The 26,657-nt window shown below is 51.9% G+C and carries 27 protein-coding genes; 10 read left to right on the top strand and 17 right to left on the bottom strand.

The genetic code is table 11. The annotated features are described in order from the left end of the window. Positions 1-3: 3 nt before the first annotated feature. The 9 genes from ACLJQD_RS20505 to yihU form a co-directional block, all read right to left on the bottom strand. Positions 4-852, bottom strand: a complete 849-nt coding sequence (locus ACLJQD_RS20505; RefSeq protein ID WP_017441903.1) for an STM4015 family protein — start codon at positions 850-852, stop codon at positions 4-6. A gap of 156 nt (positions 853-1,008) precedes the next feature. Further along, positions 1,009-1,701, bottom strand: a complete 693-nt coding sequence (gene ompL, locus ACLJQD_RS20500; protein ID WP_000838829.1) for a porin OmpL — start codon at positions 1,699-1,701, stop codon at positions 1,009-1,011. A gap of 67 nt (positions 1,702-1,768) precedes the next feature. After that, complete coding sequence (locus ACLJQD_RS20495; protein ID WP_000064888.1) at positions 1,769-3,190, bottom strand: MFS transporter; 1,422 nt, start codon at positions 3,188-3,190, stop codon at positions 1,769-1,771. A 45-nt stretch (positions 3,191-3,235) separates the two neighbouring features. Further along, positions 3,236-4,618, bottom strand: coding sequence for an MFS transporter (locus tag ACLJQD_RS20490; protein WP_000084251.1), 1,383 nt, complete (start codon positions 4,616-4,618; stop codon positions 3,236-3,238). A 45-nt stretch (positions 4,619-4,663) separates the two neighbouring features. Then, positions 4,664-6,700, bottom strand: a complete 2,037-nt coding sequence (locus ACLJQD_RS20485; RefSeq protein WP_017441902.1) for an alpha-glucosidase — start codon at positions 6,698-6,700, stop codon at positions 4,664-4,666. 43 nt (positions 6,701-6,743) lie between these two features. Beyond that, entirely contained in the window at positions 6,744-7,601 is an 858-nt protein-coding gene (locus tag ACLJQD_RS20480) for an aldose-1-epimerase (protein WP_023206316.1), read from the bottom strand. 3 nt (positions 7,602-7,604) lie between these two features. Next, the gene (gene yihS, locus ACLJQD_RS20475; protein ID WP_017441900.1) at positions 7,605-8,846 is read right to left on the bottom strand and encodes a sulfoquinovose isomerase; all 1,242 of its coding nucleotides are present in this window, start codon (positions 8,844-8,846) and stop codon (positions 7,605-7,607) included. Positions 8,847-8,861: 15 nt separating this feature from the next. Next, positions 8,862-9,740 (bottom strand): sulfofructosephosphate aldolase, encoded by an 879-nt coding sequence (gene yihT / locus ACLJQD_RS20470; RefSeq protein ID WP_001067413.1) that lies wholly within the window; start codon positions 9,738-9,740, stop codon positions 8,862-8,864. A gap of 22 nt (positions 9,741-9,762) precedes the next feature. Further along, positions 9,763-10,659 (bottom strand): sulfolactaldehyde 3-reductase, encoded by an 897-nt coding sequence (gene yihU, locus ACLJQD_RS20465; protein ID WP_017441899.1) that lies wholly within the window; start codon positions 10,657-10,659, stop codon positions 9,763-9,765. Positions 10,660-10,823: 164 nt separating this feature from the next. Between yihU and ACLJQD_RS20460 the strand changes: the two genes are divergently transcribed. The 6 genes from ACLJQD_RS20460 (at position 10,824) to fabY (ending at position 15,633) form a co-directional block, all read left to right on the top strand. After that, positions 10,824-11,720 carry a sugar kinase gene (locus ACLJQD_RS20460; RefSeq protein WP_017441898.1) on the top strand — a complete coding sequence of 299 codons (897 nt, stop codon included), beginning with the start codon at positions 10,824-10,826 and terminating at the stop codon, positions 11,718-11,720. 33 nt (positions 11,721-11,753) lie between these two features. Beyond that, positions 11,754-12,557 carry a DeoR/GlpR family DNA-binding transcription regulator gene (locus ACLJQD_RS20455; RefSeq protein ID WP_000059693.1) on the top strand — a complete coding sequence of 268 codons (804 nt, stop codon included), beginning with the start codon at positions 11,754-11,756 and terminating at the stop codon, positions 12,555-12,557. 190 nt (positions 12,558-12,747) lie between these two features. After that, on the top strand, positions 12,748-13,347 hold the full coding sequence (gene yihX / locus ACLJQD_RS20450) for a glucose-1-phosphatase (protein ID WP_000965702.1): 600 nt from the start codon (positions 12,748-12,750) through the stop codon (positions 13,345-13,347). Continuing rightward, entirely contained in the window at positions 13,341-14,213 is an 873-nt protein-coding gene (locus ACLJQD_RS20445) for a virulence factor BrkB family protein (RefSeq protein ID WP_000921423.1), read from the top strand. The genes yihX and ACLJQD_RS20445 overlap by 7 nt, the downstream gene beginning before the upstream one ends. Continuing rightward, a complete protein-coding gene (dtd, locus tag ACLJQD_RS20440) occupies positions 14,210-14,647 on the top strand; it encodes a D-aminoacyl-tRNA deacylase (RefSeq protein WP_000560969.1) in 438 nt (145 codons plus the stop codon). Before ACLJQD_RS20445 ends, dtd begins: the two co-directional genes overlap by 4 nt. Before the next feature lie 44 nt (positions 14,648-14,691). Further along, positions 14,692-15,633: a fatty acid biosynthesis protein FabY gene (fabY, locus tag ACLJQD_RS20435; protein WP_001518251.1), complete on the top strand. Its 942-nt coding sequence runs from the start codon at positions 14,692-14,694 to the stop codon at positions 15,631-15,633. Between the two features lie 14 nt (positions 15,634-15,647). Here the strand turns inward: fabY and ACLJQD_RS20430 are convergent, their stop codons facing one another. The 3 genes from ACLJQD_RS20430 to ACLJQD_RS20420 all read right to left on the bottom strand — a co-directional run bounded on the left by ACLJQD_RS20430 (position 15,648) and on the right by ACLJQD_RS20420 (position 17,417). Beyond that, entirely contained in the window at positions 15,648-16,094 is a 447-nt protein-coding gene (locus ACLJQD_RS20430) for a type II toxin-antitoxin system HigA family antitoxin (RefSeq protein WP_001259011.1), read from the bottom strand. Continuing rightward, positions 16,091-16,402, bottom strand: coding sequence for a type II toxin-antitoxin system HigB family toxin (locus tag ACLJQD_RS20425; RefSeq protein WP_000558166.1), 312 nt, complete (start codon positions 16,400-16,402; stop codon positions 16,091-16,093). The genes ACLJQD_RS20430 and ACLJQD_RS20425 overlap by 4 nt, the downstream gene beginning before the upstream one ends. Before the next feature lie 85 nt (positions 16,403-16,487). Next, on the bottom strand, positions 16,488-17,417 hold the full coding sequence (locus ACLJQD_RS20420) for an alpha/beta hydrolase (RefSeq protein ID WP_017441897.1): 930 nt from the start codon (positions 17,415-17,417) through the stop codon (positions 16,488-16,490). Positions 17,418-17,634: 217 nt separating this feature from the next. Between ACLJQD_RS20420 and ACLJQD_RS20415 the strand changes: the two genes are divergently transcribed. Then, positions 17,635-17,946 carry a hypothetical protein gene (locus ACLJQD_RS20415; protein ID WP_001159628.1) on the top strand — a complete coding sequence of 104 codons (312 nt, stop codon included), beginning with the start codon at positions 17,635-17,637 and terminating at the stop codon, positions 17,944-17,946. Next, entirely contained in the window at positions 17,947-18,237 is a 291-nt protein-coding gene (locus ACLJQD_RS20410) for a helix-turn-helix domain-containing protein (protein ID WP_000362050.1), read from the top strand. It abuts the gene before it with no gap. Positions 18,238-18,283: 46 nt separating this feature from the next. On the opposite strand, the gene fdhE is transcribed toward ACLJQD_RS20410, so the two are convergent. Genes fdhE through fdnG form a run of 4 tightly spaced genes read right to left on the bottom strand, consistent with a single transcriptional unit; the run spans position 18,284 to position 23,807 of the window. Next, positions 18,284-19,213, bottom strand: a complete 930-nt coding sequence (gene fdhE, locus ACLJQD_RS20405) for a formate dehydrogenase accessory protein FdhE (protein ID WP_000027730.1) — start codon at positions 19,211-19,213, stop codon at positions 18,284-18,286. Beyond that, positions 19,210-19,845 (bottom strand): formate dehydrogenase cytochrome b556 subunit, encoded by a 636-nt coding sequence (fdoI, locus tag ACLJQD_RS20400; RefSeq protein ID WP_000829025.1) that lies wholly within the window; start codon positions 19,843-19,845, stop codon positions 19,210-19,212. Before fdoI ends, fdhE begins: the two co-directional genes overlap by 4 nt. Next, a complete protein-coding gene (gene fdxH / locus ACLJQD_RS20395; RefSeq protein ID WP_000331364.1) occupies positions 19,842-20,744 on the bottom strand; it encodes a formate dehydrogenase subunit beta in 903 nt (300 codons plus the stop codon). Before fdxH ends, fdoI begins: the two co-directional genes overlap by 4 nt. A gap of 12 nt (positions 20,745-20,756) precedes the next feature. Further along, a complete protein-coding gene (gene fdnG, locus ACLJQD_RS20390) occupies positions 20,757-23,807 on the bottom strand; it encodes a formate dehydrogenase-N subunit alpha (RefSeq protein WP_077248424.1) in 3,051 nt (1,016 codons plus the stop codon). 194 nt (positions 23,808-24,001) lie between these two features. Here fdnG and fdhD point away from each other — a divergent pair, with 194 nt between their 5' ends. Then, positions 24,002-24,838: a formate dehydrogenase accessory sulfurtransferase FdhD gene (gene fdhD / locus ACLJQD_RS20385; RefSeq protein WP_001059739.1), complete on the top strand. Its 837-nt coding sequence runs from the start codon at positions 24,002-24,004 to the stop codon at positions 24,836-24,838. A gap of 267 nt (positions 24,839-25,105) precedes the next feature. On the opposite strand, the gene ACLJQD_RS20380 is transcribed toward fdhD, so the two are convergent. Further along, positions 25,106-26,137, bottom strand: a complete 1,032-nt coding sequence (locus tag ACLJQD_RS20380) for a YiiG family protein (protein WP_000710967.1) — start codon at positions 26,135-26,137, stop codon at positions 25,106-25,108. 196 nt (positions 26,138-26,333) lie between these two features. On the opposite strand from ACLJQD_RS20380, the gene ACLJQD_RS20375 reads away from it, so the two are divergent. Next, complete coding sequence (locus tag ACLJQD_RS20375; RefSeq protein WP_017441896.1) at positions 26,334-26,600, top strand: DUF3829 domain-containing protein; 267 nt, start codon at positions 26,334-26,336, stop codon at positions 26,598-26,600. The last annotated feature ends 57 nt before the right edge of the window (positions 26,601-26,657 follow it).

Below are 26,657 nucleotides of genomic sequence, written 5' to 3'. Positions count from 1 at the left end.
CAATCACTCGGTGTACATCGCATTCATATAAATATCGCCATCGTAATCATCAGGCTCCAGAGCTTCTGAAAGATTCAGGTTTATCGGCAGTGTGGCTTTTAGCTTTTCCTGCATCTCCGGCGTCAAATAGTGGTGGTGGAGATCGAGTGTTTCCAGATGCGCAATTCGGTCTTTATGCTCCAGCAGCGCCTCTGCGCCGTTGTCCGTTAAGGTACCGCATGAGAGTTCCAGCACGTTAAGCTGCGGCAGGATATTACTTTCCAGCACCCGGCGGGCGATATCATCCTGCTCTTCGCTGTTCATCAACCCCAGATGGGTGAGCTGAGGGAAAAGATCTTTCGATGCCAGCGTCATCACGTCATCCAGCGAACCGTCAAAACCGTATTCCTCTACGCCCAGGAAGAGCTTCAGCGTTTTTAATGCAGGGAGCTGCGCATTTTGTAGTTCGGCAAGCACATTAGAAGGGATGCCGCCGGAAATGATTTCCAGGTGCTCCAGTTTCTCATGATGTATAGCGCCCAGTCGCAGATCCGACGCGCCTTTAATAATCAGTTCTTTCAGATTGGGTAACGCCGCATAGAGCCTGGAATAGTCACCTTGTTTAATCCAGGAGATCTCGCAGTCTTCGCTCTCCATATCACCGATAAACAGTGATTCCAGGTGAGAAAAGCGGGGGGCGTTCTCCACAATCATATCAATAATAGGCTGGCAGGTTTCGTCTTCCCAACAATCACCCCAGTTACCAATGGTCAGTGAGCGAAGCTTTGGCAGATCTTCATCGGTTAAAATCAAATTAATGAGCTGTTCCTGGGTTAATTCATTGTCCCAATCAATATTAAATCGCTTATTCATTTGTTTCCCTTCTCTATAAGCATGAATATGGTAAAACGCTTTGCGAATATTATCATGGCGCTTAGAGGCGGGATATCGGGAGTCTGATTCAGGATGAATGAGCGGGCAGAACAACTACCCGCTGTGATGCAGATTCGGAAAATGGAGGCAATAATATCAGAAGAAATACTTCGCCCCGATACGAATCTGGTTTTGCTCTCTATGGTAGGGGCCCACGTTACGATCTAACCAGCGTAATTCAAAATAGGGCAACCAGTGTTCATTGATACGATACCGGAAGGTATTAGTGATTTCCCAATGATGCTTCGTACCATTACTACTATTAAAATCATTAACGTTATAAAAATAGTGTGGTTCAAAGGTATAAGAAAATTTATCGGTAATGGTAAAATTCCAATAGTTACCGATTTCATAGCTGTCATTATTATCCAGTTCGCCATTCAAATCGGTTGAACTATAATTATTGTGATTATATCGGTTACGTACCGTAAGATTAAACCACGGGGTAAATTTATAGTTAACATCCAGATAGACGGCGCCGCCGGAACCAATGCTTTTGTCGTTTATTAACCCCCCAGGCTGGATGGTTAATTTATCTGTAGGTTTAAATAATGGATACCAGCCCTCAATCTCATTATAACCGTGCTTTAATTCATCATCACGCTGTAGCGTATAGGTATTGGTCAACATAATTCCGGCCCCCATATCGGAGTTATAGCCGACGCGCAGCATAAACTCCATTTGGTCAGACGCCAGGTTATAGGCCTCACGGTTTTCTACATAAGCGCCAGCAAAAACAGAGGTGGATATTACTGAAGTTAATATCACTAGAGTATTCAGAGATTTCATAATAAATCCATTTTTCAAATATAGGGAAGCCGCCATCCATAGGGATGGATAAAGCGGCAAGCGTCGTTTAATTATTTACAGTAGAAATACTTTGTTTATTATTAGTCGCGACAATTTGATTACCTGTTTTCTTTCGTTGGGCAATTTCCTCGATAATAAAAGCGAAACGTTGTTCATTGAGCTTATAAAAAAAGCCCATCGTTAGTGCTGCGATAATGGCAAGACCGCAAGGCCATAAAAAAATGAGCTGACGCAAACCAAGCAACGTGGTGTCACTTTGAGCTATGTTGGGGATATAACCGATTTGCGTCAGCATAATACCTGGCAAAAAGCCAGCAAGCGCAGCGGAAATTTTGCGGGAAAAGGTATAACCCGTATACACCGAGCCTTCAGCGCGAATACCCGTTTTCCATTCACCGTAGTCAACCGTATCCGGAACCAGTGCCCAGTTCAGGCTGTTGACGAAAGCGGTACCGAAGAAGGCGATACAAGAGAAAATAACAAACAGGAATGACGTTCCACCCCAGATAAAATTCAGGATATCGCCAACGGCCCACAATATCAGACCACCAAGATAAACCTGTTTTTTCCCGAAGCGTTTTACCGCAGCAGGTACTAATAAGACGCCAATCAGGATACAGCCCATGCTGAAAAAACCCATCCATGACAACAAATGAATATCGTTCAGCACGTACTGAGTGTAATAAACCTGAATGGCCAGCTTGATATTAAAGGCGGCCAGCGTGCACAAATTGGCAACGCAGAGCACCAGCAGCGGCGGATTACGAAAAATCGCGCAGAAGGACTTCAATATGCTGGGTTTATGCGTGTCAGGTACGGTTTCGATATACCGTTCTTTCACCCCGCTAAAGCACCACCACATGCTGAACAGCCCGCAGACCGAAAAAATGACTGCTGCAATCAGATAACCCAGCGAAGGGGAACGGGTAAACAGCGCCTGAATGGGCATAAAACCTACGGTACAAAGAAGAAGGCCAATGGTAGCGCCGCCTTGTCGCCATGCGGCGAGCTGGGCCCGCTCATGCGGATTTTTGGTAATAGCGGGTACCATCGCGCCGTATGAGCAGTTCATCAGGCTGTAGAACAGACCGAACAACATAAACAGCACCGTCGCGAAGGCTGTTTTAACGGGTAAAGTAAAGTGAGTGGCAAAGAATTGCGCAGTAGCAACCAGAGCGACTGGAAATGACGCATACAGAATAAAAGGCCGAAACTTTCCTTTTGCGCCAATATTACGGCGTGAATCCAGCAATACGCCGGTGAGCATATCGGTAAAAGCGGTGAAGAATTTCGCCACCAGAAAGATAATTCCACCGTAATATGCAGGCATCCCGAGTTCATCGGTATAAAACTTCAGTAGATACAGCGTACCGATACACAGCATCAGATTTGAGCCGAAATCGCCCACGCCATAGGCGCATTTTTCCCGCAGGCTCAACTTTAGCGTTAGCGGATCATGATTAGACATAATCGCCTCTCAAAACGCCCCGCAGGGCGTTATATTTTATTGTTGTTAAACCGTATGTTTCCGGGCCTCAATCTCTTCCACAATTCGCACGTACATCTTCTCGTTGAGGTTGTAGAAACAGCCCATCGCAATAATGGTGATGACCGCCAGCACGCAAGGATAAATAAAGATCAACTGGCGTAGGCCTTCGACGGTGCCTGCCGATTGCACCACATTCGGGATATAACCGATTTGTGTCAGCATCCAGCCGGGGAAGAACCCTGCCAGCGCCTGGGAGACCTTACGGAAGAACGTGAAGCCGGTGTAAACCGTCCCTTCCGAGCGGACGCCGGTGCGCCATTCACCGTACTCCACCGTGTCGGAAACCAGCGCCCAGTTCAGGCTGTTGACGAAGGCGGAACCGAAGAACGCCAGGCAGGAGAAGGCGACAAAACTGACCGAGCCGCCGCCAAAGAAGTAGTTGAGCAGATCGCCTGCCACCCATATTAACAGCCCGCCGATATAGACTTTCTTCTTGCCAAAACGCCTGACTGCGCCGGGCATCAAAAAGACGCCGATAAAAATACAGCCCATGCTAAAGAAGCCCATCCAGGAGAGGAGGATCGGGTCGTTAAGAACGTACTGGGTGTAATAAACCTGAATCGCCAGTTTGACGTTGAAGGCGCCGAGAGTACAAAGGTTGGCGATACACAGAATAAACAGCGGACGGTTACCGGCGATGGCGCGGAACGACTGCAATAATCCAGGCTTTTGCGCGCTATCGACAGGTTTCACTTCAACGTAGCGCTCTTTAACGCCGGCGTAGCACAGCCACATAAATAGCAGGCCAAACAATGAAAATAGCGTGGCGGCGAAAATATAGCTGAGTTGGGCATTGCCTTCGATCAGGTTCATGACCGGCACAAAGCCAACGGTACACAGCAGCAGGCCGAGAGTGGCGCCGCCCTGACGCCAGGCGGCAAGCGAGGCGCGTTCATCCGGGTTCTTGGTAATCGCGGGCACCATCGCGCCATACGAGCAGTTCATCATGCTGAAAACCAGCCCGTACAGCATAAACAGCATCGTTGCGACGACGGTTTTTCCCGTCACCTCAAACGGTGTGCCGACAAAGTTAGCAATCGCCAGTAGCGTTACCGGAAATGCCGCGTAAAGCACGAACGGGCGGAATTTGCCCTTCGGACCAATTTTACGCCGCGAGTCGAGCATAATGCCGGTACCCATATCGGTAAATGCGGTAAAAAATTTGGCGATCAGGAAAATGATCCCGCCGTAAGTCCCTGGTAAACCCAGCACATCGGTATAAAATTTGAGTAAATAGAGGGTCCCGATATCTAACAGGATATTGGAACCTAAATCCCCCAGTCCATAGGCAAGTTTTTCTTTAAACGGCAAGCGTAGGGTTGCCGGATTCGATGATGTTTGACTCATTATTCTTCTCCATCTGCCCGCAGGTTTCCCTGCGGGCGAGCCGTATTAGATATTCCGTAAAGAAGCAAAAAGTGAAGCCCACTCGCTCTTCGCGCGATAGAAGACCGGCGGTTTGCCAATGGGCGCATCCACGGTAATTTCACCGCCGTGGTGAACTTCGCCGGTCCAGATATTCACCCAGTGATCTTCCGGCAGGTACAGCGTCCAGTCGCAACGCCCCTGCTCGTGAACCGGCGCGACCAGCAGATCCTGACCGAGCAGATATTGATATTTCAGGGTGTAGGTTGCGGCATCGTTCTCGTAATGCAGGAATAGCGGACGCATGACCGGCAGACCGGTAGCCGCGTTTTGCGCCACCGCCTGCTTGAGATACGGTTTCAGCGTGGTAAAGACGGTGGTCATGCGGGCAAAGTGGGCAATAGTTTCCGCGTCGCCGTCGAACTGCCAGTTATCGCCGGGGCGGTTGCCTTCATGGGTGCGCATCATCGGCGTAAAGGCGCTGAAATCGCACCAGCGCAGCAGCAACTCTTTGCTGCGTTTCATGTCAAACAGGGTGGTGTAGCCGCCGATATCGCTGTGATGCAGACCATGGCTGGTCATCGCCAGCGACAATGCCGCAGGCACTACAGAGGCCAGACCATCATCAAGGCTCCAGTCAACGTTCTGGTCGCCTGCCCACATCATGGTGGAATATTTCTGACTGCCGGTGTAACCCGCACGCATAAAGAACAGGATCTCGCCGAGCTTGCCGGTCTCCTGTAGCGCTTCGTAGTTACACTTCGCCCACAGCGCAGGCCAGGCGTTATGCATGATCTCGGCGCTGACGCCGTTGTGCAGATACGTGTCGGTCGGCAGATATTCGCCGAAATCCGCCATCCAGCCGCTGCAGCCGAGCGCGATCATGTTCTTTTTGATGACGTCTTTGAACCAGTCGTAAGCTTCAGGATTGGTCAGATCGACCACGCCGCCATAGAATTCGCCAAACTCGACCAGATAGTCGCCGCCCGTGGCGTCTTTTGCCAGATAGCCGTGTTTCGCCGCCTCAGCGCAGAGGTCTTTATCACTGGCGACGTATGGGTTGATATAAGAGAGGAACTGTACGCCTTCTTCTTTCCACTGTTTGATACGGCTATCCAGTTGCGGATAGTTGTCGCTATTCCACTTCCAGTTCCACATCACGCGCTTGCCGAAAGAGGTCATGCGGATACCGGACCAGTCCTGCGCCCAAATACCGTTCACTTTTACGCCTGCGTTGCGCATGGTATCCAGTTTTTGCTGGCAAACTTCCGTACCGCCCTGAATACCTAGCGTGACGCCGTTGTAAACCCAGTCCGGCAGCTCCGGCTGGCGGCCTAACAGCGCAGTCAGTTTTTCCAGCAGGGCGATGTAGGTGTCGGCACACTCAAAACGCAGCGTAGTTTTATCTTCCCACAGCGCCAGTTCGTGATACTCCGGCGCGCTGAAGTCGAAATTCATATAGCAGCTATTATCGACGTGGCAGTAATACTTCTGCGTGCTGACAAAGGTCGGTTGCGGGAAGAAGGTCCAGTAATAGTCGCCGCCGGCGTTCTCTTTACAGTCTGCCTGCCAGGTGACATAGCTGGTTTTATTACGGCCAACGCCCTGTTCGCTGGTCCACAGCGGGAACGGCTTGCCGCGCAAATCGAAATAAGAGAACTGTTCGCCGCAGCCGTAGATATGGTCGTCTGGATTAGCCGCGAGGCGTAACCAGATACGGTTATGGTGCAGGTCGTCGTTTTGCAGATCCAGCTTCAGGCGTCCCGCCTCATCGGCGGAGATGCGAAGGGTGGCGCTAATTGTTGCGCCACGGCTGAATTGTACCAGCCAGCCGTCGGGTAGCTCGCTGACCGTGGCCTCTGTTAATGCAATCTTCTCGTTAAGTTTGTCTTTGATGCTGAAGTTGCCGCGGAACATATCAATGTCGGCAACGCCCGCGCCAATCCACAGACAGGGGTTTTCGGCGCTGTGGCGTAAAATCAGGCGCTGTTGCCAGCTAAGCGCAAAACCATCCTGTGATGTTGTCAGTTCAAAATCGGTTGACCGTTGTGGTAGAGAATTCATTGTAATCTCCGTGAATGTAGGGTAATTCGGTAATCCATTTGGGCTAGTCGCAGCCGATGGAAAAATGCAGTTGATGGATCGCTTTTGGGGCAAGATGAATCAGTGCGATCCCGGAATTAAATGCATCGGGTGGGCAGCTCATAGGCTCTACCGCGAGACCTTTTCGGCTGAGTTTTTCGCCGGTATAGATCTGTAGCCAGGGTTGATTGCTGCGTAAAAATGTAGACATGTTCTGCGTTGGGCTGGTAAGTCTGACCTCCCACTCAGCCGGGGTAGTCGCGGTCTTAACCGCATGATCAAGGCGCGTTTCGCCGAGCAGGCATGATGCGGAAAAATCCCTGCCTGCGGGCAATTCCTCGCTTGCAGGCAGTGTTAATACACAGCTATCGATGCTTTGCAGATTACAAGTCAAATAAGGATGTGCGCCCGCGCCATAAGGGGCTGATTTATCGCCAATGTTTTGCGTACGAATCAATACGTGCAGCCCACTGGCGGCATCTAACCGATAAATCACTTCCGATATCAACGCAAAGGGATAGCCGTAAGAGGGCGGCAGAAAAATCGTTAGCGACGCTTCCGTCGCCGACTGATAATTAATCTGCCAGTCTCGCCAGGCTAACAGACCGTGAATGGCGGTCTGCGAAACCGGGTCGTTAACGGCAAGCTGGAAAACCTTGCCGTTATAGGAGTAGCAGCCATTTGTCACGCGATTGGGCCAGGGAATCAATACTTTCCCCAGATGCGCCATGGGTATTTCTTCCGGTTTATGCGGGATGACCACATGGCGTCCATGATGGGTCAGTTCCGCCAGACCTGCGCCAACCGTGACGATTTTCGCCTGGTAATGGCCCGCATTAAGCTGAATAGTTTTTCCACCGCTGTGCATGGCTGCCATCCTCATGACCTATTTCGCGTTGATATCCAGGAGACCCGCCGCGACCGCTGGAGCCAGGCCCGGCGCCAGTGGCAGACGAGGAATGACCAGGCAGTGCAGCAGATGGTAAATATCTTGCTTGCCGTCCCACACTTTGGTGGTCACTTTGTTATCGGCGTCCAGCTCTTGCCACCAGGAACCATTTTCATAGTCCATCAGATACTTAATGCAGTAGTCCCACCATTTCTGATACCACTCTTCATACTGGCTATCGCCCGTCAGGGTGTAGAGGGCGTAGGCCGTACCCATCGCTTCCACAATCGGCCAGCGCACGCGTTCACGTACGATAGGTTTACCGTCCCAGTCGACTGAGTAGACAAAGCCGTCTGCGCCATCTGGCGCCCAGGCGTCGCGGATAGTGGCATGGAACAGACCTTTCGCGTCTTCCAGCAGCCAGGCGGGCGGCGTTTCGAAGCGGGCCTCCAGCGCAGCATGGAGATGGAGCATCAGACGGCCCCACTCAATCCAGTGACCTGGCGTACCGCCGTAGGCGCGAAAACGGTGGGCAGGATTATCTTTGTTGTAGTCGCGGATAGGGTTCCACTGTGAATCGAAGTGTTCATTGACGCGGTAATCACCGTTGCGCGCCACATCATGAATAATTACCGACGCGATACGCAGCGCGCGATCCAGCCATTTTTTGTCATGGGTAACGTCATAAACAATCAGGAACGCTTCGACGGCGTGCATATTGGCGTTGCCGCCACGGTAGTCTTCGGTTTTGCTGAAGGCTTCATCCCAGGACTCCAGGCACATCTGCTCTTCTTCACTCCAGAAGTATTTCTCAATCACTTCTATGGTGTAATCCAGCAATTTCCTGGCTTCAGGATGCCCGGTCGTGACGGCGCTGGCCGCGCCCAGCAGGGCGAAGAAGTGTTGATAACCCTGTTTAGAGGCATCCACCACGCCCTGATCGTTAACGCAGGCATACCAGCCGCCGTATTTTTTATCGCGCAGCGCGCCGTTCAGGGCTTTGATGCCGTGATCGACCAGATCATAAGCGCCCGGTCGGCCCATCGACGCCGCCACGGAATAAACGTGCAGCATACGCGCCGTGATCCAAAGATGGGTACCCATCTCTTCTTTGATTTGCCCTTTATTTCCCAGCCAGCCGAAGCCTGTCGGCACCGCGGCGTTTTTACCGAAATTAAAGATGCGGTCGGTTTCCTGCTCCAGCCAGCGGTTGTGGCTCAACGTGTTAAACCATTTCATTCTTTCATCCTCGTATTAACGACGTTTTGCCATCATTTCATCGACGATCTCGCCCAGACGTTGCAATTTAGGCGCGGAAACATCACGTAGCATCAGCTCGGTATCCGGTAGACCAATCACTGATGACCAGACCGCGCGTCCCGCCAGGAACCCGGATGCGCCAGCTTCCATGGCGACCCTGACCGCGCGAGGGAACAGTTTTTCGTCCACACCGGAAGAGAGGATGACCCACGGCATATTGATATGCCCATTCAGGCGTTGTGAGGCGGTAAGAAGATCGGAACGCGCGCCTTTGCCGTAGAGCGGCATTTCAACTTTGTAAAGATCGGCGCCGCTGTCGCCCAGCTCTTTGGCCGCATCGATAATCGCCTGCTCGCGATCGAACTTGTCGCCGCAGCGCGGCGGACGTACAACCGGTTCGATAATGCTCAGCAAACCATTGGAGTGGCATAATTCATTGAATTCTTTGACCATATCCAGACGCTGCTGCGCGTCTTCGTCGCTGCGCCACAGCACCAACAGTTTTAAGGCTTTCGCGCCATCCCGTTTTACCGCCTGCGCATTAATTTTTTTATCAATGACCACGTTATCAACGGGAATACCGTTGCCCGGGATGAAATCATCCGCCGCGACGATCATGGCGCAGCTTTTAGCGACCGCGTTTTGTTCTACGGCCTGGCGATAACAGAACTGCTGATCCAGCAGAACGGCAGAGGCATACGGGGAAAGAATTTTCGCCGCATTCACTTTGAAATCCGTCAGCACGCTATCGGCAACGGGTGTTTTCGCACCAGCAGCAGCAAACATTAAACGCATCGCCTCGCGCTGATCGACAGCCAGCATGGCAAACCCGCCGGACGCTCGCGTAATGTCTTTGATGGTGTAGTTGTTCATTCAATTTTCCTTTATACAGTCGTTACTTTTTTACGTTGGCGGTCAGCCCGGCGCTGATGCGCACCTGTTCCAGGATGGCGCTCCAGTCTTCCCGACCGCGGCCTGCGGCCCGGGCTTGGTTATAAACTTCACGGGAGGCGGCGCCGAGCGGCATCGGTACGTGCAGTTGATTGGCGACATCCAACGCGATGCCAAGATCTTTGTGCGCCAGATCGATCATGAAGGCGGGAGACAGATCTCCTTTCATCACTTTATTCGGCCAGGTGGTGGTGAAATGCCCTTTGCCTGCGGCAGTGCCGCTCATCACTTTTAAAGCCACGTCGAAGGAAAGCCCCAGCGCTTCACACAGCACGGCGGCTTCGGCGGAGAGCGCATTTAGCGCAATACTCATGTAGTTGTTGATCAGTTTTACGCGAATACCCATTCCCGGGCCGCCGGTGTTGACCAGCTCATTACCCATCGCCATCAGAACAGGGGTAGCGCGCTCTACTTGCTCCGCCGTACCGCCTGCCAGCAGCAACAATGTGCCGGTAATCGCGTTGTCGGATGTCCGGCCTACCGGCACATCCATCATGCTGAACCCTTTGCTCTGCATGTCGGCAATCAGCTTATCGGTTTGCAACGGATGAATAGTGGACATATCAATGACCAGCGCTTCACGGGAAAGGGTTTCACAAACGCCTTGCCCGCCAAACAAAACGGAACGAACCAGATCGCCGTTCGGGAGCATGGTGATAACAAATTCAGCGCCGATGGTTGCCTGAGCCGGGCTGCTTGCAGGTTGCGCGCCTTTGTCTACCAGACGCTGTACGGCGTCGGGATTAACATCGAAGACGCTGAGTTGATGGCCCTGCTTTAGCAGATTGCTCGCCATAGGGGAGCCCATCTGTCCCAACCCGATAAATGCTATAACTGCCATATCGTTCTCCTGAACACGGTGGTGTCATTTTTTGTCATTAATGAGCCTTTTTCTGTCTGTTTGTGATCGTATTTGTAATTTATAGTCAAAAAATTGACAGCCGTCACTTTTTAAACATTTCGTGAAATTAAAATGAGCACATCGGAAATGCTTGAGGAATGACCATGGTTCGTATTGCTTGTGTAGGTATTACCGTGATGGATCGCATCTATTACGTGGAAGGATTACCGACAGAAGGGGGTAAATATGTGGCGAAGCGCTATACGGAAGTGGGCGGCGGGCCTGCGGCGACCGCTGCCGTGGCTGCGGCGAAATTGGGCTCGCAGGTGGACTTTATTGGCCGTGTGGGCGATGACGACACCGGAAACAGCCTGCTGGCGGAACTGGAATCCCTGGGGGTAAATACCCGTTATACCCGCCGCTACACGCAGGCCATGTCGTCGCAGTCAGCGATTATGGTGGATGCCAAAGGAGAGCGGATTATCGTTAATTATCCCAGCCCGGATTTATTACCTGACGCCGACTGGCTTAACGACATCGATTTTTCGCAGTGGGATGTGGTGTTGGCGGATGTGCGCTGGCATGACGGCGCAAAACAGGCGTTTACGCTGGCGCGTCAGGCTGGCGTCATGACTGTTCTTGATGGCGATATTACGCCGCAGGATATTAGCGAGCTGGTGGCGTTAAGCGACCACGCCGCCTTCTCCGAGCCAGGGCTGGCACGCCTGACGGGGATGAGCGAAGCCATTGATGCGCTAAAAAAAGCACAAATGCTCACAAATGGACATGTCTATGTCACGCGAGGCAGTGAAGGCTGCAACTGGTTGGAAAAAGCGGCGGTACGCCACCAACCGGGTTTTACCGTGGAGGTGGTGGATACTACCGGCGCGGGCGATGTTTTTCATGGCGCACTGGCATTTGGCCTGGCAAGCGGATACGCCATCGAAGAGGCTGTCAGATTCGCCAGCGGCGTTGCCGCGCTGAAGTGTACGCGCCCGGGTGGCCGGGCGGGTATACCTGATTGTGAGCAAACCCGATCTTTCTTGTCACTTTTTGTATAATATGAGCAGTAGGAAGCTTTTAGAGGAATGCTCATGAGTCTTACCGAACTGACCGGTAATCCGCGACACGATCGGCTGTTAATGCTAATTGATGAGCGCGGCTATATGAATATCGATGAGTTAGCCAGTTTGTTGGAGGTCTCTACCCAGACGGTTCGCCGCGATATTCGTAAATTAAGCGAGCAGGGGCTGATTACGCGTCATCACGGCGGCGCTGGCAGAGCGTCCAGTGTGGTCAATACCGCCTTTGAGCAGCGAGAGGTCTCCTGGACGCAAGAGAAAAAAGCCATTGCGGAAGCCGTGGCTGACTATATTCCGGATGGCTCCACGATATTTATCACGATTGGAACGACGGTTGAGCAGGTGGCGCGCGCGCTGCTCAACCATAATCATCTGCGCATTATCACCAATAGCCTGCGCGTTGCGCACATTCTTTATAATAACCCTCGTTTTGAAGTGATGGTGCCTGGCGGCACGCTGCGCCCGCATAATAGCGGCATTATCGGGCCATCCGCGGCGGCGTTTGTGGCGGGGTTCCGGGCTGACTATCTCGTCACCAGCGTAGGCGCGATAGAGAGCGATGGCGCGTTACTGGAGTTTGATGTCAACGAAGCCAGCGTAGTGAAAACCATGATGGCCCACTCGCGACATATTTTGCTGGCCGCCGATCATACGAAATACCATGCTTCTGCGGCGGTTGAGATCGGCAATGTGTCACAGATTACCGCTCTGTTTACGGACGAGTATCCCGGTCCGGCATTACAGAATTTACTTCAATCCCAGCAAATCGAAGTGGTTCAGGTGAGTCCTTCGCTGGACGACGCCGTTTCAGCGTGACAAGCACCCTTGCGCCGGAGGGTCGCGTCAGCGCTTTATCCGGCCAATAAAACGGCGCTGTGATGCAGGCGATATTGAACATCGTCTACGTTTCTATTGTCTTTTTGTTAATTGATTTATAAAGGGATACATAGTCAAACTTCTCCTTTCCCGCTACAGTTATTCATCCCCGGTTAGCAAGGAGAATGACATGCTCTACATCTTTGATTTAGGTAATGTGATTGTCGACATCGACTTTAACCGCGTATTAGGTGTGTGGAGCGATCTGAGTCGAGTACCGCTGGCTACGCTGAAGCAAAAATTTACGATGGGCGAGACTTTTCACCAACATGAACGCGGTGAGATAACGGACGAAGCGTTTGCTGAAGCTTTCTGTCATGAAATGGCGTTATCGCTCAGTTATGAACAATTTGCGCACGGCTGGCAGGCGGTATTTGTCGGATTACGGCCCGAAGTGATTGCTATCATGCATAAACTGCGCGAGCAGGGGCATCGCGTGGTGGTGCTATCCAATACTAACCGACTGCATACCCACTTCTGGCCGGAGGAATACCCGGAGGTGCGCGCTGCCGCCGACCATATCTATTTATCGCAGGATTTGGGAATGCGTAAGCCGGAAGCGCGTATTTATCAGCACGTCCTGCAGAAAGAAGGTTTTTCCGCTGCCGATGCGGTCTTTTTCGACGACAATGCCGATAATATAGAAGGGGCCAACCAGTTGGGGATCACCAGCATTCTGGTGAAGGATAAAGCCACCATCCCTGACTATTTCGCGAAGCTGTTATGCTAAAAACCGTTCACCAAAAAGCTGGACGCCATACGCGCCCTGTTCGGGCCTGGCTCAAGCTATTATGGCAGCGTATCGATGAGGATAATATGACGACTCTGGCGGGAAATCTCGCCTATGTCTCATTACTCTCCTTAGTACCGCTTATTGCCGTCGTTTTTGCCCTTTTCGCTGCTTTTCCGATGTTTTCTGATGTCAGCATTCAGTTACGCCATTTTATTTTTGCTAACTTTATGCCAGCCACCGGAGACGTGATTCAGCGCTATATTGAGCAGTTTGTCGCTAACTCCAACAAAATGACGGCGGTGGGCGCCTGTGGACTGATTGTGACGGCATTGCTGTTGATGTACGCCATTGATAGCGCCTTAAACACTATCTGGCGCAGCAAACGCACACGGCCAAAAGTGTACTCTTTTGCGGTGTACTGGATGATCCTCACGCTCGGCCCGCTTCTCGCCGGCGCCAGCCTGGCAATCAGCTCCTACCTGCTTTCTTTACGCTGGGCCAGCGATCTGAATACGGTCATCGACAATGTATTGCGTATCCTTCCGCTGCTGCTCTCGTGGATCTCATTCTGGTTACTTTACAGTATTGTCCCAACAACTCGCGTACCGAACCGTGACGCCCTTGTCGGCGCGTTTGTCGCAGCGTTGCTGTTCGAGGCCGGAAAGAAAGGTTTCGCGCTTTATATCACCATGTTCCCGTCATATCAGCTCATTTATGGCGTACTGGCAGTGATCCCTATCCTGTTTGTCTGGGTATACTGGACCTGGTGTATAGTCTTGCTTGGCGCAGAAATAACTGTCACTCTCGGGGAATACCGAAAACTCAAACAAGCCGCAGAACAAGAAGAAGCTGACCAACCATGATTGCATTAATTCAACGCGTAACCCGTGCCAGCGTCACCGTGGAGGACGAGGTGACGGGTGAAATCGGCCCAGGACTTTTGGTGTTATTGGGTGTCGAAAAAGAAGATGACGAACAAAAAGCGAATCGTCTGTGCGAGCGCGTGCTGGGATACCGTATCTTCAGCGATGCTGACGGCAAGATGAATCTGAATGTACAACAGGCTGGCGGCAGCGTGCTGGTGGTGTCGCAGTTTACGCTGGCGGCAGATACCGAGCGTGGTATGCGACCAAGCTTTTCCGGCGGGGCTGCGCCGGATCGCGCGCAGGCGCTTTATGAATATTTTGTCGAACGCTGCCGCCAGCAGGCGATAAACACGCAAACCGGACGCTTCGCTGCCGATATGCAGGTTGAGCTGGTTAATGACGGCCCCGTGACATTCTGGCTCCAGGTATGAGTCAGCTTCCGGCGTGGCCGCGGATAACAAGAGAGAGTACGGCTATGTATCACCTTCGAGTTCCGCAAACAGAAGAAGAATTAGAACGTTACTACCAGTTTCGCTGGGAGATGCTGCGTAAACCGCTGCACCAGCCGAAAGGGTCGGAACGGGATGGCTGGGATGCGTTGGCGCACCATCAAATGGTGGTGGACGAAGAAGGAAATTTAGTAGCAGTGGGCCGCCTGTATATCAATGCAGATAACGAGGCGTCTATCCGTTTTATGGCTGTACATCCCTCGGTACAGGATAAAGGGCTGGGGACATTAATGGCGATGACCCTGGAGTCTGTCGCCCGCCAGGAAGGCGTTAAGCGCGTCACCTGCAGCGCGCGCGAAGATGCGGTTGAGTTCTTTGCCAAACTCGGGTTTGTCAATCAGGGGGAGATTACTACGCCCACAACCACGCCAATCCGCCATTTTCTGATGATTAAACCGGTAGCATCGCTGGATGATATCCTGCATCGCGGCGACTGGTGCGGGCAGCTTCAGCAGGCCTGGTATGAGCACATTCCATTGAGTGAAAAGATGGGGGTGCGCATTCAGCAGTACACCGGGCAAAAATTTATCACCACGATGCCGGAAACCGGTAATCAAAATCCGCATCACACGGTGTTTGCCGGCAGCCTGTTCTCCCTGGCGACGCTGACCGGATGGGGACTTATCTGGCTGATGCTCCGTGAACGCCATCTTGGCGGGACGATTATTCTTGCTGACGCCCATATTCGCTACAGTAAACCCATTAGCGGAAAGCCAAACGCCGTGGCTGATTTGGGGTCGCTAAGCGGTGATTTGGACAGGCTGGCGCGGGGTAAAAAAGCGCGTGTCCAGTTGCAGGTTGAACTGTTGGGCGGTGAGACCGCAGGGGCAATTTTCGAAGGCATTTATATCGTACTACCTGCGAAACCGTTCGGCCCGTATGAAGAGGGCGGGAATGAGGAGGAGTAGCTGGACATATCCAACTACTCGATGAAGGCATCTGCTGGTAGTTTAAAGCGTTGTGTAAGCGCTTTAATATGATTAACCGTTAGTGCTCTGCGGCCATTTAAGATGTTGCTGACGTTCGATTTAGAACCAAGTTCGTTGGCAAGATCTGCTGCTTTGAGACCGTATTGATCCATGAGCGTTCGCAATACTGAAACGCCAGGGGGCGTTTTCTCCAGGTGTTGGTTGAGTGCTTTGAATTCCGGCGCATGTTTTTCGTATTCACTGATTCGGGCACAGAGCAATTCAAATAGTGGGTTTTCAAGATCGTCGTGGTCGACCAGAAACTCCACTAGCGCTAGTGCCCTGCGATACTCATTGTCATTTCGGTCTTCCCCCATCAGTGGGACGGTTTTTACCGCATCGCTGAAGGTATCAACGATCTTTTTTGCGCTGGTTGCATCCATCTGACGATGAGTTCTCATTCTTTATTACCCCGATAATATGCGGTCAGTTTGTCATATTCGGCATGGGAAACGATATGTTTCACAAATATCTTATGTAACCTGAAATCTATGTAGGAAATGAGTCTCAGGCTGTTACCAGAAACATCAATCACCCACCATTTATCTCTGTACTTAAAATTATCCAGTGAAGGAATATACCGCTTCATCTCTTCAGGCTGAGTGAATGTTTTTTTCTCCAGAACATTCAGCAACTCAGTGAGAGCAAGCTCATGGTTTGGATACATGAGCATCGCTTCATTGAACGGTTTTCGGCTGATAACATGCACAATGTAGTTCCATTACAAAGTTTTCAACCTGAAAACAATTTAGTGCAACGTTATCCAGTTTTCAAGTTGAAAACAAAATTGAATTTTAGGTCATTTTGCTTGTTGATGGACTTACAACACGCCAGGCCACATCTCGCATGGCGCTTCGTGCTGCCTGGCTCACGCCTCCGAGCTGGAAAAAACCGTGGATAACGCCGAGATAGCGCAGGCAAGTACACGCCACGCCCTGGTCGTTCAGACGGTGATATAGCGCTTCGCCTTCATCACGCAGTGGGTCGAACTCTGCGGTGAGGATATGCACCGGCGGTAAACCGGCAAAATCTTCACGCCATATCGGACTGGCTTCCGGGTGGCGGAGGTCGGTACCCTGGAGATACATTTCGAAGCCTGATAGTAGTGTGTCGCGGGTGATGATGTAGTCTTGCCCGTTGCTGGCATAGCTGGGGAAACTGGCGGTAGCGTCAAGCATCGGGTAGATCAACAGCAGCTTCGCCGGAGACCAGTGGGCGGTGGATTTCAGGCGTAGCGCGCTGACCAATGCCAGGTGCCCGCCTGCGCTATCGCCAGCAAACGTGATACGTTCACGATCGATGCCTAACTGCTCCGCGTATTGATGGACGATATTGGCCCCGCGTTCAGCGTCGTCATGAGCCGCAGGGAAGGTGTGCTCTGGCGCAAGGCGATACTGAATGGCAATCACCTTACAGCCGCTTTTCCAGGCCAGTTGCCGTAGCTGGGGGTCATGAGTCAGAAAGCCGCCGCTAACAAAACAGCCGCCGTGATAGTAGAGGATACAGGGTAGAGAACCGGATGCGTTTGGCGGCGAAACGACGCGAAATGTCATCCCTTCCAGCACGATATCTTCCGAACTCACCCGAATTTCTTTCTCACCCGCCAGCGTTGTGCTGGCAATATAGCCCGCTCTCCGGTCATCAATATTCTGCTCTCGTGAAGAGGGACGGCCCGCGGCGATAAACCCAGCGACCAGTTCGGCAATTCCTTTTTCCAGTGGCATATAACGCTCCTTTGACTGTATGTATGTACAGTTTGTAACCTGGTTCGTTGGGGATGGAAAGTGGTGAAACGAGGGGATGATGATTCTGGATAGAGGTTCGCAAAAAATGGAATGCGGTTGGCGCTGGGTTTTTAATTTTTGTACTGTGAAACGATGATGCTATACGCCATTGACGTATAGATTATTTTCACTACTATAAGCCAATGGCGTATGGAATATGCAATTTATAGAAACGGAACTCTTTACTGAAGATGTTAAAAAACTGCTCGATGATGATGAATACCATAAGTTTCAGGTTTTTATGGCTCAGCATCCAGATTGTGGTGATGTCATTCAGGAAACGGGCGGCCTGAGAAAAATGCGCTGGGGATCGCGAGGCAAAGGAAAGCGTAGTGGCGTGCGAATTATCTATTTTCACCGTAGTCAACGGTATGAGATTCGCCTGCTTCTGATTTATCAAAAAGGCATTAAAGATGATCTCACGCCGCAGGAAAAAGCGGTGCTTCGTATGCTGAATGAGAGGTGGTAGATGGATAAAGTGTTATTTGAGCGATTAACTCAAAGTATGTCTCAAATGAATGAAATCATTGAAGGGACCCGTGAGCCTTCTCGTACCTTTCATATTGATGCAATGAAGATTAAAGAAATACGGCAGGCATCTGGGTTGTCGCAATCTAAGTTTGCAGAACTGATTTCGGTCAACGTGGATACGCTGCGCAACTGGGAGCAAGGAAGACGTTCACCGACAGGGCCAGCCAAAGCGTTACTTCGCGCCATTGCCAACGACCCGAGAAACGTTATACAAGCATTGCGTTATTGAGCAATGATCCGGCTAACGTAGATTGCTAGCCGGTATACCAGAGAACTTATTCCCCTTCTCCCGGGAACAGGAACGGGTTGATGGAACTGCGGGCGAAGCCCTCCTGTTCCATGCGCGCGTCCAGCACCAGCGAGGCGAGGTCGTCGGCCACGGCTTCCACTTTCGGGTCTTTTTCCTGATAGAGAATCTTCAGGTAAGTCCCGCAATCGCCGCAGCTTTCGGCTTTCACCGCAGCCTGCTCATTTTCCAGCGACCAGTAGTGTAAGTCGCGGCTCTGTTCGCAGTTACTGCATTTTACGCGCACGACATGCCATTCGGTTTCGCACAGGTTACAGTGCAGATAACGCAGCCCCTGCGTGGTGCCGATCTGCACCATGCTGGAGACCGGCATCGAACCGCACACCGGGCAATACTGGCGCGCTTCACCGTATTCCGCGCGGGCTTTGCCTGGAATCAAGCTGGCCATTTGCGCCCAGTAAAGGGAGAGCGCGGCCCAGATAAACGGGGCTTTATCGCTGCTGACGGAGGCAAAATCCGAGGCAAACAGCGCGCTGGCCATCTGCTCCAGTTCCTGCTCTGAGGCTTTCTCCAGGTTCTCAATCACCGCCAGCGCGGGGCCGCTCATCTCGGGTTTTAGCTCGGCAATTAACGAATGCAGCAGTTTTTGCCAGTGCTTATCACGCGGCAGCACGTGGATATCCAGCGGCGGCTTGCCCTGGTCGTTCGCTTCTTTAATGCGTGCGGTCAGATCCATCTCCAGCGGATGGTCGTACAGCACCACTTCCTGCGCGTGCGCGATAAGCGCGGCAAAGCGCAGGTAATCGCCCAGCGGGTTATTTTCAGCCAGCTCGCGCAGACGTTCGGCGCGGCGGTTGTAGACGTTTTTGAGTCGGGGGAACAATAACGGCGGAATCATATCCGCCGTACGTTTCTCGCTCGACCCCAGCTCATCTTGCGGGATTATGCGAATACTCATTCAGTTTCTTTTTCCGTTGTCTTGCGGACTTCTCGGTACCAGCGTGGGTGATGTTTCTTCGCCCACGACCGGGTTACCCAGCCTTCCACCATCGCGGTAATGGTGCCTTTCACCCAAAGGGCGGCGTAGATATGCACCATGATAACCACAATTAACGCTACTGCGGCAAAAGAATGCAGCATTAACGCGAATCGGATCACCGGGATTGAGAAAGCAGGCGCAAAGTACGGACGCCAGATAATTACCCCGCTCACCAGCAGCAGCACCAGGAAGATAATCGCCGCCCAGAATACGCATTTCTGACCGAAGTTATAACGCCCGGTGTCACCCACTTCCTCGTTGACGACGATCTTACGAATATTCTTCGCCCAAAAGATATCATCCCGATTGATTAGATTGTGGTGCCAATAACGGAAAAACATGATGATAAACGAGGCAAACATAACCACGCCCACAAACGGGTGCAGAATTCGCGCCAGTTGTGGGGTGCCCAGGATATGCATCAACCAGTTGAAGGATGGGAATAAAAAGCCCAGCCCGCTCACCGCCGCCAGCACGAAGCAGAAGGCGACGATCCAGTGGTTGATGCGTTCCGGCGCCGTATAGCGCACGATGGTGTCACGTCGTTTCATTTGCGCACCTCGTCTTTCTCTTCATGCAGGTTGTCATCTTCCTCTTCCGCGCGGTTCGGGCCGACGCCGACATAGTGGAAGACGCTGGCGGCAAAGGTCGCGGCAAAACCGAACGCGGCGAGCGGTTTCCAGACGCCTTTCCAGAACTTAACGGTTTCGCTGATTTCCGGGTTTTCCGGCAGACCGTGATACAGATTCGGCTTGTCGGCATGATGCAGCACGTACATGACATGCGTACCGCCTACGCCCGCCGGATCGTACAGACCCGCGTTGTCATAACCACGGGTTTTGAGTTCCGCCACCCGCTCGCCCGCCAGCGTTTTCATATCCTCTTTCGAGCCAAAATGAATGGCGCCGGTTGGACAGGTCTTCACGCAGGCCGGTTCCTGGCCGACCACCACACGGTCAACGCACAGCGTACATTTATAGACGCGGTTGTCTTCCGGGTTGAGGCGCGGGACGTTGAACGGGCAGCCAGCGATACAGTAGCCGCAGCCGATACACTGCTCGGACTGGAAGTCGACAATACCGTTAGCGTACTGAATGATCGCCCCTTCCGCCGGACAGGCCTTCAGGCAGCCGGGATCGGCGCAGTGCATACAGCCATCCTTACGGATCAGCCACTCCAGTTTGTCGTTCTGTTCCACTTCCGAGAAGCGCATCACCGTCCAGGATTTCGCGGTTAAGTCCGCCGGGTTGTCATACACCCCGACGTTATTGCCCACTTCATCACGGATGTCGTTCCACTCGGAGCACGCCACCTGACACGCTTTACAGCCGATACAGGTGGTGACGTCGATGAGTTTCGCCACCTCTTCCTGGTGGTCCCGCGCCTGGGGCGCGGGGGTGAAACCGTTAGTGGCGGAACGACGAATGATGTCTTGCGATTGATAAGCCATAGGTCGTCTCCGTTACACCTTTTCCACGTTCACAAGGAAGGATTTAAACTCCGGCGTTTGCGTGTTCGCATCACCGACGAAAGGCGTTAACGTATTGGCGATAAAGCCTTTTTTCGCCACGCCTTCGTAGCCCCAGTGAATAGGAATACCGATGGTATCGATATCCTTGCCGTCCGCTTTCAGCGTGCGAATACGCTTGGTCACCACTGCTTTGGCTTTGATATAGCCGCGGTTCGAGGAGACCTTCACGGTATCGCCATGCGCGATACCGAGCTTATTCGCCAGCTTCTCGCCAATTTCCACAAACTGTTCCGGCTGGGCGATAGCGTTAAGCAACGCGTGCTTGGTCCAGTAGTGGAAGTGCTCGGTCAGACGGTAAGTAGTTCCGACATACGGGAACTTATCCGCTTTACCCAGCGCGTCGGCATCGTCTTTAAAGATACGGGCGGCAGGGTTAGAGATAACGTTCGGGTGCAGCGGGTTAGTGCCCAGCGGCGTTTCAAACGGTTCGTAGTGTTCCGGGAACGGCCCTTCCGCCATCTTATCGATGGCAAACAGGCGACCCATCCCTTCCGGCTGCATGATAAACGGTCCGACGTCGCTGCCGGGCGCGGCGGCGCTGTAGTCCGGAATATCCCATCCGGCCCATTTTCCGCCTTCCCATTTCAGTAGCTGACGTTTCGGGTCCCAGGGATTACCCTGCGGATCGGCGGAGGCGCGGTTATAGAGGATGCGGCGGTTAAGCGGCCATGCCCATGCCCAGCCCAGCGTGTTGCCGAGACCAGACGGGTCGGCGTTATCACGACGCGCCATCATGTTGCCTTCCGGCGTCCAGCTACCGGCGAAAATCCAGCAGCCGCTGGACGTCGTACCGTCATCGCGCAGTTGCGCGAACGAACTGAGTTGTTGGCCTTTCTTCACCACCACCGCGCCGGTTGCCGGATCGATAAGATCGGCCAGCGCTTTACCGTTACTTTCCATCGCCACTTCTTCAGAGGCGGGTTCGTATGGTTTGGTGTAGTTCCAGGTCATATTCAGCACCTGTTCCGGGTTGGCGCCGCCCTGTTCAGAGTACATCTTACGCAGGCGTAAGAAGATACCGGCGAGGATTTCGCCGTCGGTCATGGCAATTCCCGGGGCGTCCGCGCCTTTCCAGTGCCACTGCAGCCAGCGACCGGAGTTAACGATGGAACCATTTTCCTCGGCAAAACAGGTGGAAGGCAGACGGAACACTTCGGTCTGGATTTTCGCGGGATCAACGTCGTTCGACTCACCGTGGTTTTGCCAGAAGGTGGACGTTTCGGTGTTGAGCGGATCGATAGTCACCAGGTACTTCAGTTTGGAAAGCGACGCGACCACTTTGTTTTTGTTCGGGAATGAGGCCACCGGGTTAAAGCCCTGGCAGATATAGCCGTTGACCTTGCCCTGTTTCATCATCTCGAAGTACTGCAACACGTCGTAGCCTTTGTCCCACTTCGGTAGCCAGTCGAAGCCCCAGCTATTTTCCGCTGTCGCTTTATCACCAAAGAAGGCCTTCATCATTGAGACGAAGAATTTCGGATAGTTGCCCCAGTAGTTGACCTGATCCTTCAACAATGGCTTCGGCGTATTGGCAGCCAGATAGGTTTGCAGGTCGGTCTGTTTTTCGCTCGGCAGCGTCAGGTAGCCCGGCAGACTTTGCGACAGCAGTCCTAAGTCGGTCAGTCCCTGAATGTTGGAGTGACCGCGCAGGGCGTTAACGCCGCCGCCCGCCATCCCCATGTTACCGAGCAGAAGCTGGATCATTGCCATAGTACGGATGTTCTGCGCGCCGATGGAATGCTGCGTCCAGCCCAGCGCGTACAGGAACGACGCGGTTTTATCTTTTGCGCTGGTTTCTGCAATGTACTCGCACACTTTCAGGAAGTCCGCTTTCGGCGTACCGCAGATATTTTCTACCACGTCCGGCGTATAGCGTGAGACATGCTGTTTCAACAGATTCCAGACACAGCGCGGGTGTTGCAGTGTCGTATCGCGTTTGGCAAAACCGTTTTCGTCCAGCTCATAGTGCCAACTGGTTTTATCGTACTGCCGCTTGTCGGCGTCATAGCCGGTGAACAGACCATCATCGAAGCCAAAATCTTCACGCACGATCAGGCTGGCATTGGTATAGGCCTCGGTGTATTCACGGTTGTATTTTTCGTTGGTCAGCAGATACAGCATCACGCCTGACAAGAAGGCAATGTCAGTACCAGAGCGTATTGGCGCATAGAAATCGGCCACCGACGCGGTACGCGTAAAGCGCGGATCGATCACAATCAGCTTCGCGCCGTTGTGAATTTTGGCTTCCATCGCCCAGCGGAACCCGACCGGGTGAGCTTCTGCGGCGTTACCGCCCATCACCACGACGAGGTTGGCGTTCTTGATGTCGACCCAGTGGTTGGTCATCGCACCGCGACCAAATGTTGGAGCAAGACTTGCTACCGTTGGTCCGTGTCAGACACGCGCCTGGTTGTCGACCGCGAGCATACCCAGCGCGCGGGAGAATTTTTGCGTTAAATAACCCGTCTCGTTACTGGATGCGGAAGCGCACAGCATCCCGGTGGTGAGCCAGCGGTTAACGGTAACGCCTTCGGCGTTCTGCGCCTGATAGTTGGCGTCGCGATCTTCCTTCATCAGTTTAGCGATGCGGTCAAACGCTTCTTCCCAACTGATCTGTTGCCACTTATCTGAACCCGGTGCGCGGTATTGCGGGAATTTCAGGCGGCTTTCAGAGTGGATAAAGTCCACCAGACCGGCCCCTTTCGGGCACAGCGCGCCACGGCTTACCGGATGATCCGGGTCCCCTTCGATATGGAAAATAGATGCTTTGGCGTTTTTCGCACCGTCGCCGAGGCTGTACATCAACAGCCCGCAGCCAACGGAACAGTAGGTGCAGGTGTTACGGGTTTCGCGGGTGCGCAGCAGTTTATATTGCCGTGTTTCCGCTAGCGCTACGCCGGGCGCGAAGCCCAGTGCCGCCGCCGTGGTGCCTGCCATACCGCCAGCGCAGATCTTAAAGAACTGCCTTCTGCTGACCTGCATGGTTTGCTCCTTGTTTCGACATTGTCACTTCTCTTTCACATTTCTCTATCCGAAACGCTCAGGGAGTGGTTGTTATTTTTCTTTGCGGACGGGCCCGCAAAGGTTCAGAATTGGATAAATTTTCCTCCATCCGGGAGGAGTTGTAACAGAATACCATAATGTTGGTGTGTGTGTTCTTATATGGTTAAAAGAAAGTGAACAATATACTGTCTGAAGAAGTCCTAAATGTGACTGATTTCACAACCTCACGCCAGTTGACTCTCTGGAAACGCGAGGATTTGCAGTCCCCCCAACTTGATGATGTTGCCGAGGAAGTGCCAGTGGCACTGGTGTATAACGGCATTTCGCATGTCGTTATGATGGCCTCTCCGAAAGATCTGACGCATTTCGCAATAGGGTTTTCTCTGTCGGAAGGGATCATTGACAGCCCGCGTGAAATCTATGGCATGGACGTTGTGCCGTCCTGTAACGGACTTGAAGTGCAGATTGATCTTTCCAGCCGTCGATTTATGGGGCTGAAAGCGCGTCGTCGCGCGCTGGCCGGACGTACCGGTTGCGGCGTATGTGGCGTGGAACAGCTCAATGACATCGGTAAGCCGGTGCAACCGCTGCCGTTTAGCCAAACGTTTAATCTCGGTAACCTTGATCGCGCGTTAAAACATCTGAATGATTTTCAACCGACGGGTAAGCTGACGGGTTGTACGCACGCTGCGGCGTGGGTCATGCCGTCGGGTGAACTGGCGGGGGGCCATGAAGATGTCGGACGCCACGTTGCGCTGGATAAACTGCTCGGCCGCCGCGCTACGGAAGGTGAGGAATGGCGGCAAGGCGCGGCGCTGGTTTCCAGTCGTGCGAGTTACGAAATGGTGCAGAAGTCGGCGATGTGCGGTGTGGAAATTTTGTTTGCGGTTTCTGCTGCCACCACGCTCGCGGTTGACGTCGCTGAACGGTGTAATCTTACGCTGGTGGGGTTCTGTAAGCCGGGTCGGGCGACGATTTATACCCATCCGCAGCGGTTAATCGCAGACTAAAATAGTACCCTCTACATTTGCGTAAAATATATATTTTCTCAATTTTACAGCCTCTCTTGATAACGGAATCACGTATAGTGGCGAGGCCATACAGGTTTTAATCGTTTTTATGCTGGGCCGCAGCTTATTCCAGCCATTCACGAGGCGCTTGCTACCCGGTAATACTTCGAACGAAAAAAGCGCCCTTGGGGCGCTCTTTCGACAGTCGCTAACGACTTATTTGCTCAGTTCAGCGGTCATATGCACGCGATTTGCAGCGTGAAAAGCTTAGAACTCACGCTCAAGATGATAGCCATTATAGGTATCGATGAGTTCGTTATAAGCTTTAACCACAGCCTCATAAGAACCATCTACCATATCGCCGCTGCCGCTATTGAGGTAGTCCTGCTCATGCGAGGTATACGCCACGTTATCGCGCACACGCCGAATGCGTTTTTTCACCTTGCCCTGGAATTTTTCCAGCTCAGAAATAAAGCCAGGGAAGCTACGATGTTTATCTATATCAACGTTGATCTTCTCGTTTAGCTTCTGAGTATGCTCTTCAAAATCAGCGAGCTGTTTGCTTACTGCCGCCACATCAAAAGAATCATCAGCTACAGCGTCATTAAGCGTCTCGGCTTCCTGCATCGTCAAAAGCGTATAGTACTTAATGGATTTACCTTCTTTCTTCTCGGTCGCCTTAATTTCATTAGCCGCATGCTGCCCACTCATAATGGTAATCTCGGCGATATATTTCTTCGCAATGGGATCAAACTCATCGAACTGTTTTATAAACGTTTTATGGAACGCTTTAGCGCCAGCAAAGGCATCATCCTTGAAGTTATCTTGATCATAGTATTTATTCATACTATTGATTGTTTCAGCTAGTGGCCCAGCCGCATTAATAAATGCCAGAGCAGCACTATCCAGAGAGGCAAACGCCGGCTTTAATTCAGCCGCCGCCTTGATGTCTTTCCGGCAGTCCTGGATAAATGCAGGATACACAGGAACCAGCGGAGAGGGATCGTCTTCCTTACCGGTAGGACCGGTACGGAAATCGTCGAATGTGTTAGCATAACGATTTACAGCACGGTAAATATCTGCCTGGAGATTATTATAACAATCAATGTAAACATTCAGCTTTTGGTTAAGAACATCGTTCGCATCTGCGCTTTCCGCTGATGTGGATTGTGTATTGCTCGCTGATGAATCCGCACTCTGAGCTACAGGTTGTTCGTCCGCTTTTTTTTCATCACAAGCGCTTAGCCCGGCAGTCATCAGCATAGCGATAATAATTGATGATAACAAATCCTTTTTCATTAGAATAACCTATAAATAATATCATTGAAATTTACAGATTCATTTTAATGAAAAAAAACAGGTATGTGATTTATTCAACACAAAAAATACTTAATCCATATTTCATTATAATTAACATTATCAATATCAATGTGTTCGTTAAAATAAGAAAACCAATCAGCTTTTGCAAAATGACGGATTTAATGTGGATGACGCGATGAAGCAAGTACAGGCGTTGAATGAGCATGTTGCGCAACTGAAAGCCAAACAAAATGACACCAAAAGTGGTTCTTTTCAGCACGAGCAATTTCTTGAGGCTGCAGACAAATATGTGCTGGCTGTAAAAACGCGAGTTCGTCGTGAACGAGATCACATCCCTTTGACCGTCAGCGATAAAGAGAATCCGGCATGGGCTGAGGGTTCTTTTGATAAGGTAATCAGAGGTTATAATGATTTAGTGACAAGGTTTAATTTAATGAACTGAATGATTAAACTTTCAGGTAAAGTGTTTTTATTGGGTAGAATTACTTAAGCAACGTGA

The sequence above is a fragment of the Salmonella sp. SAL04214 genome (genome assembly GCF_046550615.1).
Classification (GTDB): Bacteria; Pseudomonadota; Gammaproteobacteria; order Enterobacterales; family Enterobacteriaceae; genus Salmonella; species Salmonella enterica.
The sequence above is the reverse complement of the archived record's forward strand: the minus strand, read 5'-3'. Positions and strand labels throughout refer to the sequence as shown.